15 protein-coding genes are annotated in these 18,068 nt (G+C 51.7%); all 15 read left to right on the forward strand.

The window, feature by feature from the left end; all coding sequences use genetic code 11:
• Positions 1–39 precede the first annotated feature (39 nt).
• Positions 40–1,389, forward strand: coding sequence for a glucose-6-phosphate isomerase (locus DXC57_RS11055; protein ID WP_107001753.1), 1,350 nt, complete (start codon positions 40–42; stop codon positions 1,387–1,389).
• 654 nt (positions 1,390–2,043) lie between these two features.
• Positions 2,044–2,310: a hypothetical protein gene (locus tag DXC57_RS11065; protein WP_107001749.1), complete on the forward strand. Its 267-nt coding sequence runs from the start codon at positions 2,044–2,046 to the stop codon at positions 2,308–2,310.
• Positions 2,311–2,355: 45 nt separating this feature from the next.
• A complete protein-coding gene (locus tag DXC57_RS11070) occupies positions 2,356–3,450 on the forward strand; it encodes a hypothetical protein (protein ID WP_118652630.1) in 1,095 nt (364 codons plus the stop codon).
• Positions 3,451–3,665: 215 nt separating this feature from the next.
• Positions 3,666–4,265, forward strand: coding sequence for a spore protease YyaC (yyaC, locus tag DXC57_RS11075; protein WP_118652632.1), 600 nt, complete (start codon positions 3,666–3,668; stop codon positions 4,263–4,265).
• A gap of 191 nt (positions 4,266–4,456) precedes the next feature.
• Entirely contained in the window at positions 4,457–5,767 is a 1,311-nt protein-coding gene (locus DXC57_RS11080) for a LysM peptidoglycan-binding domain-containing protein (protein WP_118652634.1), read from the forward strand.
• Positions 5,768–5,839: 72 nt separating this feature from the next.
• The gene (locus DXC57_RS11085) at positions 5,840–7,123 is read left to right on the forward strand and encodes a DUF5711 family protein (RefSeq protein ID WP_022360015.1); all 1,284 of its coding nucleotides are present in this window, start codon (positions 5,840–5,842) and stop codon (positions 7,121–7,123) included.
• Positions 7,124–7,169: 46 nt separating this feature from the next.
• Positions 7,170–9,155: a transketolase gene (gene tkt, locus DXC57_RS11090; protein WP_118469382.1), complete on the forward strand. Its 1,986-nt coding sequence runs from the start codon at positions 7,170–7,172 to the stop codon at positions 9,153–9,155.
• Positions 9,156–9,384: 229 nt separating this feature from the next.
• Entirely contained in the window at positions 9,385–10,329 is a 945-nt protein-coding gene (locus DXC57_RS11095; RefSeq protein ID WP_117796613.1) for an ROK family glucokinase, read from the forward strand.
• 406 nt (positions 10,330–10,735) lie between these two features.
• Entirely contained in the window at positions 10,736–12,400 is a 1,665-nt protein-coding gene (locus tag DXC57_RS11100; RefSeq protein WP_118652766.1) for a putative manganese-dependent inorganic diphosphatase, read from the forward strand.
• Positions 12,401–12,494: 94 nt separating this feature from the next.
• Positions 12,495–12,770 (forward strand): type II toxin-antitoxin system HicB family antitoxin, encoded by a 276-nt coding sequence (locus DXC57_RS11105; protein WP_107001743.1) that lies wholly within the window; start codon positions 12,495–12,497, stop codon positions 12,768–12,770.
• A 12-nt stretch (positions 12,771–12,782) separates the two neighbouring features.
• Complete coding sequence (locus tag DXC57_RS11110) at positions 12,783–13,469, forward strand: flavin reductase family protein (protein ID WP_338126573.1); 687 nt, start codon at positions 12,783–12,785, stop codon at positions 13,467–13,469.
• The gene (locus tag DXC57_RS11115) at positions 13,466–14,002 is read left to right on the forward strand and encodes a shikimate kinase (protein ID WP_022360009.1); all 537 of its coding nucleotides are present in this window, start codon (positions 13,466–13,468) and stop codon (positions 14,000–14,002) included. Before DXC57_RS11110 ends, DXC57_RS11115 begins: the two co-directional genes overlap by 4 nt.
• A 196-nt stretch (positions 14,003–14,198) precedes the next feature.
• On the forward strand, positions 14,199–15,479 hold the full coding sequence (locus DXC57_RS11120; RefSeq protein WP_118652636.1) for a DUF1576 domain-containing protein: 1,281 nt from the start codon (positions 14,199–14,201) through the stop codon (positions 15,477–15,479).
• Between the two features lie 101 nt (positions 15,480–15,580).
• Positions 15,581–17,260: a potassium/proton antiporter gene (locus DXC57_RS11125; protein WP_118652638.1), complete on the forward strand. Its 1,680-nt coding sequence runs from the start codon at positions 15,581–15,583 to the stop codon at positions 17,258–17,260.
• 155 nt (positions 17,261–17,415) lie between these two features.
• Positions 17,416–17,967, forward strand: a complete 552-nt coding sequence (locus DXC57_RS11130; RefSeq protein WP_181357261.1) for a TetR/AcrR family transcriptional regulator — start codon at positions 17,416–17,418, stop codon at positions 17,965–17,967.
• Positions 17,968–18,068: the final 101 nt, after the last annotated feature.

The following is an 18,068-nucleotide window of genomic DNA, read 5'->3' on the forward strand; positions in this document are numbered from 1 at the left end:
CCGCCTGCGGACGGCTGAAATGCAAAGGAGAGGAAACATATGGGAAAAGATGTGATCTTTGATTATTCAAAAGCAGCTGCATTTATTCATGAGGAAGAGATCGCCGGTATCAAGGCGGGCGTGCAGGCGGCAAGAGAGACGCTGGTAGAAAAGACCGGCGCGGGCAATGATTTTCTTGGATGGATCGACCTTCCGGTGGACTATGATAAGGAAGAGTTCGGACGCATCAAAAAAGCGGCGGAGAAGATTCAGAAGGATTCCGATGTCCTGCTGGTAATCGGTATCGGCGGTTCGTATCTGGGCGCAAGAGCGGCGATCGAGTTCCTGTCCCATAGTTTTTACAATAATCTTCCGAAAGAAAAAAGAAAAACACCGGAGATTTACTTCGTTGGCAACAGCATCAGCAGCAAATACATCCATGATCTGATGGATTTGGTCGATGGAAAAGATTTCTCTATCAATATTATTTCCAAGTCCGGTACGACAACGGAGCCGGCGATCGCATTCCGTGTATTTAAGGAGATGCTGATTGAGAAATATGGTAAAGAAGAGGCAAACAAGCGAATCTACGCGACGACAGACCGGGCGCGGGGCGCACTCAAGAATCTGGCAAATGAAGAGGGCTACGAGTCCTTCGTGGTTCCGGATGATGTTGGCGGTCGTTTCTCCGTCCTGACGGCAGTCGGTCTGCTTCCGATCGCGGTCAGCGGCGCGGATATAGATGCGTTGATGCAGGGCGCGGCAGACGCGAGAAAGAATGCACTGGAGACTCCGTTTGAGAAGAATTCTGCTCTGTTATATGCGGCGGTCCGCAACATTCTGCTCCGGAAGGGCAAACAGGTCGAGATTGTGGCAAACTATGAGCCGAGCCTGCACTATGTATCGGAGTGGTGGAAACAGCTCTACGGCGAGAGCGAGGGCAAGGATCAGAAAGGTATTTTCCCGGCAGCGGTTGATTTAACGACCGATCTTCATTCGATGGGTCAGTTCATCCAGGACGGCGCGAGAATCATGTTTGAGACAGTTCTGGAAGTGGCTGAATCTCCGGCGGAGATCATTTTGAAGAAAGAAGATGTTGACACGGACGGTATGAACTATCTGGCTGGCAAGAGCGTGGATTTCGTCAACAAGAGTGCGATGAACGGCACGATTCTGGCACATACCGACGGCAGTGTGCCGAACCTGAAAGTGACGATCCCGGCGATGGATGCGTACAGCTTAGGACAGCTCTTCTATTTCTTCGAATTTGCCTGCGGCGTCAGTGGATACCTTCTGGGCGTCAATCCGTTCAACCAGCCGGGCGTAGAGAGCTATAAGAAAAATATGTTTGCATTGCTTGGCAAACCGGGCTATGAGGAAGCGAGAGAGGCGCTGCTTAAGAGACTGTAAGGAGCGGGTCTGTAAAAGAATATGCGTTCTGCGGCGTTCACTCTGGCATGTTCCATGAAGGAAACTGCAGCCCAGATCTACACATAGAAAATGGAACATAGAATAAAAAACGCTTTTATCAGCAAAAACTGATAGAGGCGTTTTTTTATAATATCGGAGTGAGATATTTTATACGGGAACTTTTAAAACCCTTGCCGGAAACGGGAAGGTCTTCACTGGAGGCAAAAGTACCTGCAGTGAAGCGTAGAACCTCATGTGTTTATGCAGATTTAAGAAAGCTTTATGTAGAAGTAAACAATTTAAAAGCGGCATAAACGCAGGCAGATATACAGCGGACTACCTGTAATGTGGAAACCAGCCGTATCCGGCATGGGAAAAGTGCGTATCCGCACGAATTCTAAGTTACTGGCGTATCCGCCGATATTTAGTCTTGCCGTTTAAAACGGCTGAGAAGCATGTGACTTTAGCCATGTGAGGTTCACAATGGGAAGTGCTGCACGATGACACAGTGGCAGTGAATTTTGCCGAAAAGCCCCGCCTTGTCAACTCTTAAAAAAGCTGATATACTGGACATAAGATTGTGAGAAAAGATGTTCGGAGAGAACATCCGGACACGGTAAAAATGAAATTTGACAGCGGGAAAGGAACGGCAGGATGTTTCGTCTTTGGGGAAAAATGATGAAGGAAAACCGGATGCTTAGGGATATTGTGATCAGCAACGGTGATTATACAATGTCGAGAACGGCGATGGTGTTTGACGCGATCGACCAGATTTGCTATGCCTTTGATCTGGGGCATCCGGTCTGGCTGGATAAGACGATCGAGGAGTTCAAACGCCACGATAAGGCGCGTTTTACCCAGGACAACTTTATCGAGAGCATCGATTTCGATTATCTGGAGATACAGGTGCTGGAAGAATAAAGGGCAGGCAGCCGTTACAAAAAGACAAAGACCGGGAGGGGCGAGATGGCACAGGCGATAACGGATGTGAAAACATTTCTGGAAGACGCCAGACAGGCAGTGGTGGAGCTGGCGGAGTTTGAAAAACAGGAGGAGACGCTTGCTCAGGAAGAGAAAAAGCGTCTGCGCGTGCTGGAGACGGAGCGGAAAGCGGTGGCGGATGCCGTGAATTCGACCGTGAAAAAGCGCCGGGATGAGATTGAAAAAAGCTATGACGATGAGCTTGGGAAGCTGCAGGATAAGCTGAAACGCACGCGGACACGCCGCGAAAAGGCGAAAAACCAGGGCATCAAGGAGCGGATTAAGGAAGAAACGCAGGAGCTTCACGCGCACAACCGAGAGCTTGCCGTGCGGATGCGGACGCTGTTCCAGTCGGATCGTGTTCCATTTGTCTGCAAAAGCCCACTGTACTATGCGCTGTATTTCCCGAGGGGATTCAAAGAATTTCTGACGGTGTTGATTACCTTTGCGATCTGTTTCCTGTTGATCCCGTGCGGCATCTACAAGCTGCTTCCAGAACAGAAGACTTTATACCTGGCGATGATCTACGGCGTGGATGTGGTTGTTTTTGGTGGACTGTATATCCTGATTGGGAACTGGACGAAGGATCGCCATCTGGCGGCGCTGCAGGAAGGACGTTCGATCCGCAGTCTGATCGCGGCGAACAACCGCAAGATCGCGGTGATCATCTCCTCGATCCGTCGGGATCGCAGTGAAGCGCTCTACGATCTGGAAAAATACGACGATGAGATCTCCCAGATGGAGCAGGAGCTGGAGGAGACGGCGAAGAAGAAAAAGGACGCATTAAACACCTTCGAAAATGTGACAAAAACCATCCTGACCGATGAGATCACCAGCAACAGCCGTGCAAAGCTCGAACAACTCAAAGAAGGCCATCAGGAGGTCGAGAGCCGCCTGCACTATACCGAGACGGTAATCAAGGAAAAGAGAATCTTTATCACAGATACCTACGAGTGCTACTTAGGCAAGGAATTTCTGAATCCAGAAAAGTTGGACGCGCTGAAACATATTCTGGATAACAGCACAGCCGTTAATTTAAGCGAGGTCATCGCAGAGTACCGCGAACGCGGCGGAAAGTAAACTGTGGAAATTATTTCATAAAAATAAATAATTAGATATAGGAACAACCAGAAAAAAGATGTGACACCGGGCGCTGTAAAGCTGCCTTCTGTCACATCTTTTTTCGTCCGTGTATATATCCTTCAATTTTCGCATAATTTCCTGCCACCCCGCCTATAATAAAGGTAAAACAACCCCTGTCCAACAGGCAGGGAGAAAACAGGACGGTGTGGGAGATGAACAGACGGGGACGCAGCCGGTTCGGTGGCAGTCCGGAGATATATTATTACAATTCAGCCCGCCGGGACGCGGTGGGAGAGCTGGCAGGGCAGTTAAGTGGGCTGATTCAGGAAGAAATGACCCGAAGGCATAAAAAGAAACTGGTTTTCCTCTGCATCGGCACGGATCGCTCGACCGGAGACAGTCTGGGACCGTTGATCGGATATAAACTCAAACAGGAACGGCGGCACGGTACGCTGGTATTCGGAACACTTGATCGCCCCGTGCACGCGATGAACCTGGAACATTACGTGCAGGTTTTAAAAAATGGGTACCCGGATGCGCTGGTGGTGGCGGTCGATGCCTCGGTTGGCGATGAAAGCCACGTCGGCTATGTCACGTTAGGGCGCGGGTCTTTAAAGCCGGGGCTTGGCGTCTGCAAGGAGCTTCACGCGGTCGGAGATCTCTTTATCACCGGGATCGTGGCGGGCTGCAGCCATTACGATCCGATGATGCTGCAGAGTATCCGCCTGGCACTCGTCATGCAGCTGGCAGACTGCATCAGCGCGGGGATCGGGCTTGTCGAAAATTTTTGCCTGGATGCTGCCTTCGTTTGACAAATTTTGCATGCAATCGGCGTTATGATAGGCGGAAAGAAATTCATCATACTCCTGAAATTACGGAAAATCATGTTACTGTATTTGAGCAGGTATTTTCAGCACTGAAAATGCTGCACGGTGCAGCAATCAAATCATGGAAGCAAGTACAGATCCGGTTTCAGGAGAATCTATCATAGCGGGGTGAACATATGGGAGAATATTCTGGTTCCCGCGCAGAACTGCCGAAAAATATCCGGCAGATCGGCGAGCGGGATGAGGTGGTCCGGTTGTATGTGGAAGATTATGTAAACACGTATTTGAAGCAGGTATATCCATCCGGCGGACCGGGACTCCGGGTCGGGCTGCTGCTCGGAAATTCGGATCCACAGCAGGAGGTTCCGTGCCTCTTTGTGGACGGGGCGCTGGAGATGGAGGAGGTTGTGCCGTCCGGGGAGAAGATTGTCTTTTCGGAGGCGGCATGGAAAAAGGCATACCAGCGGATGGAGGAGACATTTCCGAAAAAGACCGTGCAGGGGTGGTTTATCTGCGGCGCGCCGGGGTGTATGTTAAGTCCCCTGACCTACTGGCGGCTGCACAAGCAGTATTTCGGTGGGAAAAACCAGCTCATGTACATAAACAGCGGTGTGGACGGTGAGGCGGCATACTATGTGATGTCGGAGGACGGGTTTTACCGTTTGAAAGGATATCATATATACTACGAGAAAAACCAGATGATGCAGGACTATATGATTCTGCGGAAGGACGCCCGCCGGGTGGAGACAGGCACCGGCGATCGGGTGATCCGCGATTTCCGTAACCGGATGGAAGAGCGGCAGCAGGAGGCGGCGTCGCGTTACGGGACGATCCGGGCGCTGGGGACGCTGTGCGGCGTGCTTTCGGTCGCGGTGCTTGCCGGCGGCGTGGTGCTTTTCGGCAATTACCAGAAAATGCGCGAGATGGAGAGTGTGCTGGTATCCGTCCTCCCGGATGGTGTGCGGGGCACTGCGGACGGGAAAGAGGCGGTCACGGTGGAACAGCTCCGCGGCAGTGTGACGCCGCTTGAGAGCGGCGAGGCCGGCGTGGATGTGGATGCAGACGGAACAACAGCGAAAAACGGAGGACAGGTGCATAAATGGACACTTGAGAGCGCGGCGGATGGAGACACAGAGGGCACTGCCATAGCAGGCAGACAGAATGGACAGGCTTCCGGCGGGCAGAGCGAAGAGGACGGAAAAATGGCGGAGACGAAAGCCCCGTACATTTTGCCGGAGCCGGAGGCACAGCGCGACCTGCCGAATCCGGGCGGCAATTCGACGGCGGGACAGGACTATCCGGTCACAAACTTGAAGCCCGGCGGCACGTACACGGTCGGGGACGGGGAGACGCTCTATGGGATCTGTTTTAAGCTTTATGGCAATATCCGTCATCTGGACGATATCCTTGCGGTCAACCATCTGACCGATGAAAACCGCATTATCGCAGGGCAGACGCTGGTGCTGCCGGATGTGTCCGGAGAATAGCAAAAAGATAATGCCAAACCATCTAAAATAGTGTATAATCAAGATGGCAGTCCAGCTACAGGAGATAAAAAAATGAGTGAGATGAACCCGATTGAACGGGAACAGAAGAAAAAGCAGCTGAGAGGGCGTGTGATCGACACCGCCACGCAGGACATGTTTCCCCGCCGGGGCATAAGCCACGGGGAAAATGAGGAAGAGGTGGCGGAGAAAGCCGAGCGCCATTCCAGACGGAAACGTCTCCGCAGGGTGCTGACGGCGGTGTTAATCGCGGCGCTTTTGGCGGCTGGTTTTATGTATTATAAAGATAACCATGCCTACACGGACTATACGGTGGCGTGGGAAAAAGAGATTGCGGCGAGTGAGAGCAGCACGACGGAATTTGTCCCGTTTGGGGAAAATGTCCTGAAATACACGAAGGACGGAGCTTCCTATCTGGACAAGTCCGGCAAGGCGGTCTGGTCGATGAGTTATGAGCTGAAATCACCGATCTGCTATGTCAACGGCGATTATGCCGTGATCGGGGACCAGCAGGGCAATGATATTTATATTGTGGACAAGACCGGAAGCCAGGGACAGGCGACGACGCTTCTGCCGATCCTGCGCGTCAGCGTATCGGCATACGGCATCGTGGCGGCGCTGGTGGAGGACAGCAATGCTTCGTATGTGACCTTTTTCAAGAAAGACGGCAGCGAGCTTGACTGGGCGATCAAGACGGTTATGTCGGGAAATGGTTACCTGATGGATGTTTCCTTATCGCCGGATGGTACGCAGGTCATGCTTTCCGACCTGTATCTGCAGGACGGGGCACTCAAAAACCGGATTGTATTTTACAATTTCTCCGAATATGGAAAGAATTATCCAGACCGTCTGGTCGGAGGTTTTGATGAGCTGGGAGACAGCATCTGTCCGCGCGTCCGGTTCCTCGACGAGGATCACGCGTGTGCATTTGCGGATGATCAGGTGGCATTTTTCTCTTTGGAAAATGTAACAAGCCCGGCGCTGGTGCGCCAGGCGGAGATCGACGGGGAAGTCCGCGGCGTGGCATGGTCGAAGGACTATGTGGCGGTCATCTCGGACAACACCGAGGGCGGAAGTGAGAGCCGTTTGAGCATGTTTAAATCCGATGGAACCGCTATGGGTACGGCAGATTTCTCGTATTCGTGGCGTAACATAAATATACAGGGCGATTTCGTCATCCTAAATAACGAAAATTCCTGTCGGGTCTACAGTCTGTCCGGCAAGGAGCGGTTTGCCGGGGAGTTTGATTTCTCTGTGGCGCAGGTAACACGCGGCCGCGCGTTCAATTCACTGATTATCAGCGGCGGCGACCGGATGCGCGAGATCCGCCTCAAATAACACACGTTTAGTTTTTAAAATTAAGATACATAGCAGGAGGTTACTTATGAATCAGATTGACACATTATCCGTAAACGCGATCCGGATTTTATCCGCAGACGCAATCCAGAAGGCAAATTCCGGTCATCCGGGACTTCCGCTGGGATGTGCAGCAGCGGCTTATGAACTGTGGGCACATCATATGAACCATAACCCAGCTAACCCGAAGTGGGAGAACAGAGACCGTTTCATCTTATCCGGCGGTCATGGTTCCATGCTGCTGTACTCTCTGCTGCACCTGTTTGGCTACGGAAATCTTTCCAAAGAAGATCTGATGAACTTCCGCCAGTTAGATTCCAAGACTCCGGGACATCCGGAATATGGTCATACCGTTGGCGTTGAGGCGACGACCGGTCCGCTGGGCGCAGGTATGGGTATGGCAGTCGGCATGGCGATGGCTGAGGCACATCTGGAAAGCGTATTCAACAAAGAAAATTATCCGGTAGTTGACCATTACACCTATGTATTGGGCGGCGACGGATGTATGATGGAAGGCATTTCCTCTGAGGCATTCTCTCTGGCAGGTACCCTGGGACTTTCCAAGCTGATTGTTCTCTATGATTCCAACCGCATCTCCATCGAGGGAAGCACCGACATCGCATTCCGTGAGAATGTACAGGAGCGTATGCAGGCATTTGGTTTCCAGACGATCACGGTAGAAGACGGCAATGATATCGACGCGATCGGCAAGGCGATCGAGGCTGCAAAGGCAGATACCGAGCATCCGTCCTTTATCACCATCAAGACGCAGATCGGCTTCGGCTGCCCGGCAAAACAGGGCAAGGCGAGTGCACACGGCGAGCCGCTGGGCGTGGAGAATGTGGAAGCACTCAGAAAGAACTTAAACTGGCCGAGCGAAGAGCCGTTCTTCGTACCGGAAGAGGTATACAAAAACTACTCCGAGATCGCAGAGCAGAAGGCAGAGGTAGAAGCTGCATGGAACGTGATGTTTGCCGCTTACTGCGAGGAATATCCGGAGATGGAAGCGCTCTGGAACCAGTATCACAATGCAAAGGCGGGCGAGGCGCTGAAAGATGACGCCGGATTCTGGGCAAAACAGGAGAAACCGGAAGCAAGCCGTGCGATCTCCGGACGCCTGATCAACTACATCAAGGATGTTCTGCCGAACCTGTTTGGCGGTTCTGCTGACCTAGCACCGTCCAACAAGACTAACATGAAGGATGCGGGCGACTTCTCCAAGGAGGACAGAGCTGGACGCAACCTGCACTTCGGCGTCCGCGAGCTTGCGATGGCAGCGATCGGAAATGGCATCATGCTGCACGGCGGTCTGCGCGCGTATGTATCGACCTTCTTCGTATTCAGCGATTACTGCAAACCGATGGCAAGACTGTCTGCACTGATGGGCGTGCCGCTGACCTATGTATTTACTCATGACAGCATCGGCGTTGGCGAGGATGGACCGACCCATGAGCCGATCGAGCAGATGGCAGCGCTGCGTGCGATGCCGAACTTCCATGTATTCCGCCCGTGCGATGCGACCGAGACAGAGGCAGCTTGGTACAGTGCTGTTACTTCCGAGCACACACCGACCGCACTGGTGCTGACCAGACAGAATCTGGAGCCGATGGCAGGCAGCAGCCGTGAGGCATTAAAGGGCGGCTACATCATCGACGACTGCGAGGGCACACCGGAGTTAATTCTGATTGCCAGCGGTTCCGAGGTAGCTCTGGCGGTTCATGCAAAAGAGACTCTGGCAGCAGAAGGTCAGAAAGTCCGCGTTGTCTCCATGCCGTGTATGGATCTGTTCGAGGAGCAGAGCGAGGAGTACAAGGAGTCCGTACTTCCGAGAGAAGTACGCCGCCGTGTAGCAGTAGAGGCGCTTGGAAGCTTTGGCTGGGACAAGTACACCGGCTTAGACGGCAAGATCATCGCGATGGAACGTTTCGGCGCCAGCGCACCGGCAGGGCTTCTGTTCAAGAAGTTCGGCTTTACCGTTGAGCATGTGGTAGAGGTGGCTAAGAGCCTGAAATAATGCTGATTTTGAAAGAAAAATAAGATAAAAGACAGGCACCTGTCTGTCGGCAGAAAAGAAAGCGGTATCGCTTAAGCAGAAATGCGCCTTTCTCCGGCAGGCAGGTGTATTTTGCTTTCCAAACCTTGCAAAACGGGGATGCATTGCGTATAATAAGAGCCAGCGCAGAAAAAAGATGAGGGCATAGAAGAAAGGCTGCCAGTGCAGCCGTAAGGGAAGGGATCCAGACATGGAAAAAAAATGTATTGGGATAGACGTCGGCGGAACGACGGTTAAGATTGGTATTTTTGAGACGGACGGAACGCTTGTTTATAAGTGGGAGGTTCCGAGCCGCAAGGAAGAGAATGGGGCGTACATTCTTCCGGATGTAGCCGCTTCGATCAGGAAGAAATTGAACGAGCGGGGAATTCCGATGGATGCCGTGATCGGCGCAGGCATGGGATTTCCGGGACCGGTGCAGCCGGACGGCTATGTGGAGGTCTGCGTCAACTTAGGATGGCGCGATCTGAACCCGCAGAAGATTTTGAGTGAGTTATTAGATGGAATGCCGGTCCGCTCCGGTAATGATGCTAATGTGGCGGCGCTCGGCGAGATGTGGCAGGGCGGCGGCAAGGGCTGCCATGATATCGTGATGGTGACGCTGGGAACCGGTGTCGGCGGCGGCGTGGTACACGATCAGAAGATCGTTGCAGGACGCCACGGACTGGGCGGCGAGATCGGTCATATCCATATCCGCGAGGGCGAGAAAGAAACCTGCAACTGCGGCGGACACGGCTGTCTGGAACAGGTAGCGTCCGCGACCGGTATCGCCAGGGAGGCGAGACGGAAGATGGCGGCAAAGCCGGATGCATCGGTGATGCGTGCCTACGGTGATGCGATCACCGCAAAAAATGTGCTGGATGCGGCAAAAGCCGGGGATGCACTGGCGCTGGAGGTTATGGACACCGTGTGCTATTATCTCGGATGGGCGCTGGCGACCATTTCGATGACCGTGGATCCGGAGATTTTCGTCATCGGAGGCGGCGTATCCAAGGCGGGGACTTTTTTAACGGATTGGATTGACCGCTATTACCGCGAATTGACCCCGATCTCTGAGAATAAGGGCGAGGTTCGCCTGGCAACATTGGGAAATGATGCAGGTATCTATGGGGCGGCGAGACTGATCTTAGATTAGGCGTAACTGTGAAGGTGCTGAACAGTTACGATTAGACGCCTTGTTTTGAGTGACAGAGTGCAGGGTAAAGGGGCTGGACGTTTGAAGAAAATAGGGATAGAAGAACGTTCAGATATGACGAAAAATGCTGTAGACAAGAGGAGACCCCGGAGCGGTCAAGCATCCGGGGCAATTATGAAAAATCTATGTGCAAAATCACTATAAAACAAATTTGAAAAGTGAAATCTTTTATGCTTTTAGTATAAAAATAAGATATGAATAAAATATGAACACCGTGTAAACAGATTATGAAAATTGGCGATTTTGTACAAAAAAGTTTCATGAATCAGAGGTTTCTCTATCAAAACAGAGGATAGAAAGAAAAATGGCAGAATTTGCAGCGCACGGTGCGAATCAGGAGGAAAAAATGGCAGCAGAAAAAGCAAAGAAAACGATTGTAATTGGACATAAAAACCCGGATACGGATTCGATTTGTTCTGCAATCGGCTATGCGAATTTCAAAACACTTCAGACGGGCGGCGAATATGTACCGTGCCGTGCCGGAGAACTGAACCCGGAGACAACCTTCGTACTGGATTACTTTAAGGTAGATGTGCCGAAACTGATTAAATCCGTCAAAACGCAGGTCAAGGATATTGAGATCCGCGAGACTCCAGGTGTTTCCAAGAATATTTCCCTGAGAAAAGCATGGAACCTGATGCAGGAGGACGGTCTGGTAACACTTCCGGCTGTTACCGATAAGAATATATTGGAAGGTCTGATCACAGTCGGCGATATCACCCGTTCTTATATGAATGTATACGACAGCAGCATTCTTTCCAAGGCATGCACCCAGTATGCAAATATCATCGAGACCCTGGAGGGCGCGATTTTTGTTGGCGATGAGAAAGCGTACTTTGATAAAGGAAAAGTCCTGATTGCGGCAGCTAATCCGGATATGATGGAATATTATATTGAAGAGAACGACCTGGTTATCCTCGGCAACCGCTATGAGTCGCAGCTGTGCGCGATCGAGATGGGTGCAAGCTGTATCATCGTGTGTGAGGGCGCTGGCGTTTCCATGACGATCAAAAAACTGGCACAGGAGCGCGGCTGTACCGTCATCACAACTCCGTATGATACCTACACGGCAGCCCGTCTCATTAACCAGAGTATGCCGATCAGCTATTTCATGAAGACTGAGAAGCTGATCACCTTCGATACAGATGATTTCATCGATGATATTAAGGATGTGATGGCAAGCAAGCGTTTCCGTCATTTCCCGGTACTCGATAAAGAAGGCAAATACAAAGGCCTGATTTCCCGCCGTAACTTACTGGGTGCGCGCGGCAAGAACGTGATTCTGGTCGATCACAATGAGCGCGGCCAGGCGGTAGACGGCATCGAGAATGCCAATATCCTGGAGCTGATTGACCACCATCGTCTGGGTACTGTGGAGACAGTCGGACCGGTCTTCTTCCGTAACCAGCCGCTCGGCTGTACGGCAACAATCATCTTCCAGATGTACCGCGAACAGGGGCTGGAGATCGACAAGACCATCGCAGGTCTGCTCTGCAGTGCGATCATCTCCGATACGCTTCTGTTCCGTTCTCCGACCTGCACACCGATGGATCGGGCAGCAGCGGTTTCTCTGGCTGAGATGGCAGGCATCAAGCTGGATGAGTTCGCAAACCAGATGTTTGAGGCAGGCAGCGAGTTAAAGGGCAAGAGCGATGCAGAGATTCTGTATCTGGATTTCAAGAAATTCTCAGCTGGAAAGACAAACTTCGGCGTCGGTCAGATCAACTCCCTGAATGCAGAGGAGCTTGGAAAGCTGAAGAACCGTATGCTGCCGTTTATGGAGAAGGCGCGTGAGGACGAAGGTCTGGATATGCTCTTCTTCATGCTGACGAATATCCTGACGGAGACGACCGAACTTCTCTGTGTTGGACAGGGGGCGGCACAGGTTGTGGCAGATGCGTTCCACGTAGGTGATGCAAATGAAGAGCTGAAGCAGACGGCAACACTGCCGGGCGTTGTTTCCAGAAAGAAACAGCTGATTCCGGCACTGACAGTGACACTGGAGCAGTAAATCAGGTGACAGTGCGCGGACGGGATTGTTTCATACGGAAAATCCAGTGATAGTTCGTGCAGGGCAGGAAGGTCGGACGGAAAGGAAGGATACCATGACATTTGTATATCCGGCGGTTTTTACGCCTAAGAAAGATGGAAAAGGGTATGATGCATATTTCCCGGATTTGGAGTGCTGCGAGGCGGAAGGTCCGGATCTGGAGGATGCGGTGGAAAATGCGCGGGAGGCAGCGTACAACTGGATCAGCCTGGAGCTGGAGGAAGAGGGCGATCTGCCGGCACAGACGCATATCGATGATATGAGCCTGCCGGAAGGAAGCATGGTGAAACAGATCATGGTCCGGATCAAACTTCTCCCGGACAACGATTAAGAGGATATAGGGATGGCACAGAAGAGAGCGGCTGGAAAGCCAGAAGAGCGTCGCCGGGGAGGAGCAAGGCAGAACCCGGAAGGACAGTTGAAAAAACGGATGGAGATCCGGAACACTCCGGGACCGCGCGCCCAGTGGAAGCCGGGCAATATGATTTATCCGGTTCCGGCGGTGCTGGTCACAGTGGCGGACTGCGAAGGAAACAGCAACATCATCACGATTGCCTGGACGGGCACGATCTGTACGAACCCGCCGATGGCGTACATTTCGGTGCGCCCGGAGCGCTATTCTTACCATATGCTGCGGGAGAGCGGTGAGTTTGTCATCAACCTGGCGACGGAGTCGATGGCGTATGCGACCGATTACTGCGGCGTCCGCTCCGGCAGGAATGTGGATAAATGGAAGGAGACAGGGCTCACACCGGTTCCGGCGCAGACGGTGAAGGCGCCGGTGATCGCCGAAAGCCCGGTCGCGATCGAGTGCCGGGTGACCGAAGTCAAGGAACTGGGGTCACATCATATGTTTCTGGCAGAGGTAACGGGTGTCAGCGTGGACGAGCAGTGGCTCAACGAGCGCGGCAGCCTGGAGCTTGCAAAGGCGGAACCGATTGTGTATTCGCATGGCGGCTATTATGGGCTTTCAGAGCTTCTTGGAACATTTGGATGGAGTGTAAAGAAAAAGAAGAGGTGCCAAAGATGAAAAATAATGTAACCCTGATTGGTATGCCGTCCGCAGGAAAGAGCACGGTCGGAGTGCTTTTAGCAAAGAGACTGGGCTATTCCTTTATAGATGTGGATTTGCTGATTCAGGAACAGGAAGGTAAGCGTCTGCGCGAGATCATCGAAGAACAGGGACTGGATGGATTTCTCGATGTGGAGAATCGCGTCAACGCGGGGGTGGAAGCCGAGCAGGCGGTCATCGCACCGGGGGGCAGCGTGATCTACGGAAAGGAAGCGATGGAACATTTAAAATCCATCGGACTGGTTGTCTATCTGAAAATTACTTATGACGAGCTGGTAAAACGCGTCGGCGATGTCAAGGACCGCGGCGTGGCGCTGAAAGACGGCATGACACTTCTGGATCTCTACCATGAGAGGATCTCGTATTTTGAGAAATACGCAGACATCACGATCGACGAGGAAGGTAAAGAGCTGGGGGCGGTGGTTGATGAGCTGCGCGAAATATTGGAAGAGCGCGGTTATGTGCTGGGAAGTGCGCCGGAGGAAGAGTAACAATTTCACATGAGAATGGGGGCAGCCGGTTCTGTCGGACGGGTTTCATAACGGGTTACAGTGAGAAAAAAATCAGTTGCAAAACAGTTGAAAATCCAATACAATAGAATAGTAACCATTTTTATAGAATGTTAACAGTCGGGGGTGCAAAGATGCGGAATCTTTTTTGCATCCCTTTTTTGAAAGGTGTGCGTATATGACTACAGTGAAATCTCTGTCCAGAGAGATGAAATTCTTTCTTCTGGCACTGATTCCGATCTATTTCATTTCAGTGGGGCTGATTATACAGCCGTTTGACTCCATTGTGACTGGTATCTATGAAATCATAAGGGAACCGGATTTCCTGATCACCGATTATATTGCGGTCGGCGGCATGGGAGCCGCGTTTGTCAATGCCGGGATGATGGCGCTTATCAGCATCTACTTTGTCTATAGTCTTGGGATGGAGATGGACGGGCATACGATCACATCCTGCTGTCTGATGTTTGGATTCTCTTTGTTCGGAAAAAATCTGATGAATATCTGGGCGATTTTTCTGGGTGTATTTCTCTATGCAAAATATCATAAAATGCACTTATCCAACTATATTTATGTCGGCATCTACGGAACAAGCCTGTCTCCGATCATCACACAGCTGATGCACGTGGTGGAACTGCCGCTCTGGCAGCGCTTCTGTGTGACGATTCTGGTGGGAATCTGTATCGGATTCGTGCTTCCGCCGCTCTCGACGCATTCCCACTATGCCCATAAGGGATATTCCCTTTATAATGTGGGATTTGCCTCTGGTATCATTGCGACGGTCCTGGTCTCCACGTTTAAGTCCTTTGGAATTGAGACGGAGGCGCGTCTTATCTGGTCCTCCGGCAATGATGCGATGCTTTTAGGGCTGCTATTTGTCCTGTTTGCAGGCATGTCGGTGGTGGCAGTGCTGTGGCGCGGAAAAGATACGCTTTTAGGGTATGAAAAACTCCTTGCGACAACGGGAATCGGCGGTACCGATTACCTGCTGGAATTGGGCGGTGCGGTGACGCTTCTCAACATGGGACTCAATGGTCTGTTTGCGACCTTCTTTGTGCTGGCAGTCGGCGGAAACCTAAATGGACCGACGATCGGCGGAATCTTTACCATCGTTGGATTCAGTGCGACTGGAAAACATTTGCGGAATATTTTCCCGATCATGGCGGGCGTCTGCATTGCGAGTACCGTCCGGGCGTGGGATATCACGAATCCGTCGGCACTTCTGGCGCTGCTCTTTTCCACGACGTTGGCGCCGATCGCCGGAGAGTTTGGAATTTTATGCGGCGTGTTAGCCGGTTTTCTGCACGCGTCGGTGGCGCTCAATGTCGGGATCGTGTATGGGGGCATGAACCTCTATAACAATGGATTTGCGGGCGGTATCGTCGCAATGTTCCTGGTGCCGGTGATCCAGTCGATCCGCGACCGGAGGGCGCGGGCGAAGGGAGATCTGTCGCTGTAAGATTTCCTCTTTTTAATGGAATCTTAACACGAAAGAGGCATAGAGATATTGTATCATTATAAAAACACCACATTTATGATACCTACTAAACATAGAAAGGAATGATACATATTTCAACTTCATTTGCGCTTCTGGTCGTAGCGATTATTATCCTTGTCTGCATCGCGGGAAGCCGTCTTTCGGGGCGGCTGGGGGTGCCGACGTTGTTTATTTTTATTATGCTGGGAATGCTGTTTGGATCGGACGGTATTTTTAAGATTCCATTCGGCAATTTTGCACTGGCGGAACAGGTCTGCTCGGTGGCACTGATTTTTATCATGTTTTACGGCGGGTTCGGCACGCGCTGGAGTGAGGCGAAGCCGGTCGCGGGGCGGTCGATTTTGTTATCCTCGGTGGGTGTAGTGCTGACGGCGCTTTTGACCGGCCTGTTCTGTCATCTGGTGCTTAAGATGGCACTGATGGAAGGAATGCTTCTCGGCGCAGTTCTTGGATCGACCGATGCGGCATCCGTGTTCTCGATCCTGCGTTCGCGCAAGCTGAACCTCAAATACGGCACGGCATCCATGCTGGAGTTAGAGAGCGGAAGCAACGACCCGTTTGCGTACATGATGACGGTGATTCTGCTGTCTGCGATGACGGGGAGTGTGAGCGGCGGTTCGGCGGTTCTGCTTTTGATCCGCCAGCTCGCATTCGGGCTTTTGACCGGCGCGGCGATCGCGTTTCTGGTGACATGGCTTTTAAAGCGGTATGCCTTTTATGGCGAGGGATTTGACACGATCTTTGTCTTTGCGGCGGCAATCATTTCCTACGCGCTTGCATCCCAGATTGGCGGAAATGGCTACTTAAGCGTGTATCTGACCGGTATTATCCTTGGAAATCAGGATCTGAAAAACCAGAAAGCGCTGGTCGGCTTCTTTGATGCGTTTACCGGCATGATGCAGATGCTTCTGTTTTTCCTACTGGGACTTCTGGCGTTTCCCTCGCAGATGCCGTCGATCGTACTTCCGTCGATCGCAATCGCATTGTTTTTAACATTTGTGGCGCGTCCGGCGGCGGTTGGCTTGCTGCTCGCACCGTCGAAACCGCCGATCGGGCAGTATCTGGTTATTTCCTGGGCGGGTCTGCGCGGTGCGGCATCAATCGTATTTGCGATCATGGCGACGCTCAGTGAGGGATATATGAAATATGATATATTCCACATTGTGTTCTGCGTTGTTTTATTTTCCATCATTTTTCAGGGTTCGCTGCTTCCGAAGGTGGCAGAAAAATGTGACATGATCGACAACTCGACCGATGTCATGCGGACGTTCTCGGACTATACGGGCGATATGCAGATTCAGTTCGTGCAGCTTCCGATCGGGGACAATCATCCGTGGAAAAACCGTAAAATCTGTGAGATCGAGATGCTTCCGGGTATGTTAATCACAGTGATCCGGCGCGGCGCGCAGACGATTGTGCCCAAAGGACAGACTGTCATTCAGGAAGGGGATACCGTCGTCTTGGGTGCAGAGGGCTTTACGGACAGCCAGGGAATCCTTTTAAAAGAGATTTTGATGACACCAGATCACCGCTGGTGTGGTAAGAAGATCGCGGAGGCGCGCTTCTATAAGAATACGATCATTGTGATGATAAAGCGGGGCAGCCAGATCATCATTCCAGACGGCGGTACGCAGATACTGGAAGGCGACCGGGTGGTTGTATACTCGCAGAAACTGCCGCAGGTGGAAGGGCGTGTGAAACACGAAATCGGACCGGCCGTATCGGCTGCTGTTCACAAGTAAGCACGTTTTCTTACGGCACTTTCGGTTCCAAAAGTGCCTATCCGTGAACAGTAACGCGGATTCATAGTAGGAACATGGAAATTTCAGGCAATACTTGCAGTTTGTTGAATTATAAACTATACTTAAACAACAACGGTTTGCCGGAGGAAAAGAGTATGCAGCAGGGAAATACGAAGGAACGGATTGTAGAGGCTTATATCGAGCTGGAGTCGGAAAGACCGGTCGAGAAGATCACGGTCACGGCGCTGGTCGAGCGGAGCCGGATCACAAGAAAAACATTTTATTATTACTTTAAAGATATATATGATTTGATGGAATACCGGATGGAACGCGAGATGAAGCGCGTCATGGAAGAGACGATGAGCCAGCCAGATCCGGAGAAGGCGCTGACACAGCTGTATATGTATATCATGGAAAATCAGAAGCATATCAGGGCATTGTCCGAGTCGGTACAGTTCATGGCGCTGCGCCGTCAGATGGGAGAAAAGGTGTACCAGTATTTTTATAACCATCTGGAGCGGATTGGTATGTTTAAGAACCTGACGATGCCGGAGGCGGCGATGGCGGTGCAGATCATCATTTTCTCGGTTATGGGAGTTGCGTTTGACGCGCCGTTTAAGGATGAGGCGGATGTGAAGGAGCGCGTCGCCACGTTCATGAGCGTGATCCGCAAATGCACCGGGCGTGACCCTATGCAGGTCCGTTAGGAAAGCAGGTTTCCGGCAGTTTTGAGAATTATTGTAACTGTTCAGTAGGTCTGCGCGTGACTGTGAAGGTACTGAACAGTTACGAATTATTATCAATTAGA

Origin of the sequence: Clostridium sp. TF06-15AC, assembly GCF_003481165.1 — a bacterium.
Lineage (GTDB): Bacteria > Bacillota > Clostridia > Lachnospirales > Lachnospiraceae > Otoolea > Otoolea fessa.

What these genes read in the sequence shown, in the direction of transcription:
- DXC57_RS11055 (WP_107001753.1), top strand. Translation starts at nt 40, where the DNA reads ATGGGAAAAGATGTGATCTTTGATTATTCAAAAGCAGCTGCATTTATT.
- DXC57_RS11065 (WP_107001749.1), top strand. Translation starts at nt 2,044, where the DNA reads ATGTTTCGTCTTTGGGGAAAAATGATGAAGGAAAACCGGATGCTTAGG.
- DXC57_RS11070 (WP_118652630.1), top strand. Translation starts at nt 2,356, where the DNA reads ATGGCACAGGCGATAACGGATGTGAAAACATTTCTGGAAGACGCCAGA.
- yyaC (WP_118652632.1), top strand. Translation starts at nt 3,666, where the DNA reads ATGAACAGACGGGGACGCAGCCGGTTCGGTGGCAGTCCGGAGATATAT.
- DXC57_RS11080 (WP_118652634.1), top strand. Translation starts at nt 4,457, where the DNA reads ATGGGAGAATATTCTGGTTCCCGCGCAGAACTGCCGAAAAATATCCGG.
- DXC57_RS11085 (WP_022360015.1), top strand. Translation starts at nt 5,840, where the DNA reads ATGAGTGAGATGAACCCGATTGAACGGGAACAGAAGAAAAAGCAGCTG.
- tkt (WP_118469382.1), top strand. Translation starts at nt 7,170, where the DNA reads ATGAATCAGATTGACACATTATCCGTAAACGCGATCCGGATTTTATCC.
- DXC57_RS11095 (WP_117796613.1), top strand. Translation starts at nt 9,385, where the DNA reads ATGGAAAAAAAATGTATTGGGATAGACGTCGGCGGAACGACGGTTAAG.
- DXC57_RS11100 (WP_118652766.1), top strand. Translation starts at nt 10,736, where the DNA reads ATGGCAGCAGAAAAAGCAAAGAAAACGATTGTAATTGGACATAAAAAC.
- DXC57_RS11105 (WP_107001743.1), top strand. Translation starts at nt 12,495, where the DNA reads ATGACATTTGTATATCCGGCGGTTTTTACGCCTAAGAAAGATGGAAAA.
- DXC57_RS11110 (WP_338126573.1), top strand. Translation starts at nt 12,783, where the DNA reads ATGGCACAGAAGAGAGCGGCTGGAAAGCCAGAAGAGCGTCGCCGGGGA.
- DXC57_RS11115 (WP_022360009.1), top strand. Translation starts at nt 13,466, where the DNA reads ATGAAAAATAATGTAACCCTGATTGGTATGCCGTCCGCAGGAAAGAGC.
- DXC57_RS11120 (WP_118652636.1), top strand. Translation starts at nt 14,199, where the DNA reads ATGACTACAGTGAAATCTCTGTCCAGAGAGATGAAATTCTTTCTTCTG.
- DXC57_RS11125 (WP_118652638.1), top strand. Translation starts at nt 15,581, where the DNA reads ATGATACATATTTCAACTTCATTTGCGCTTCTGGTCGTAGCGATTATT.
- DXC57_RS11130 (WP_181357261.1), top strand. Translation starts at nt 17,416, where the DNA reads ATGCAGCAGGGAAATACGAAGGAACGGATTGTAGAGGCTTATATCGAG.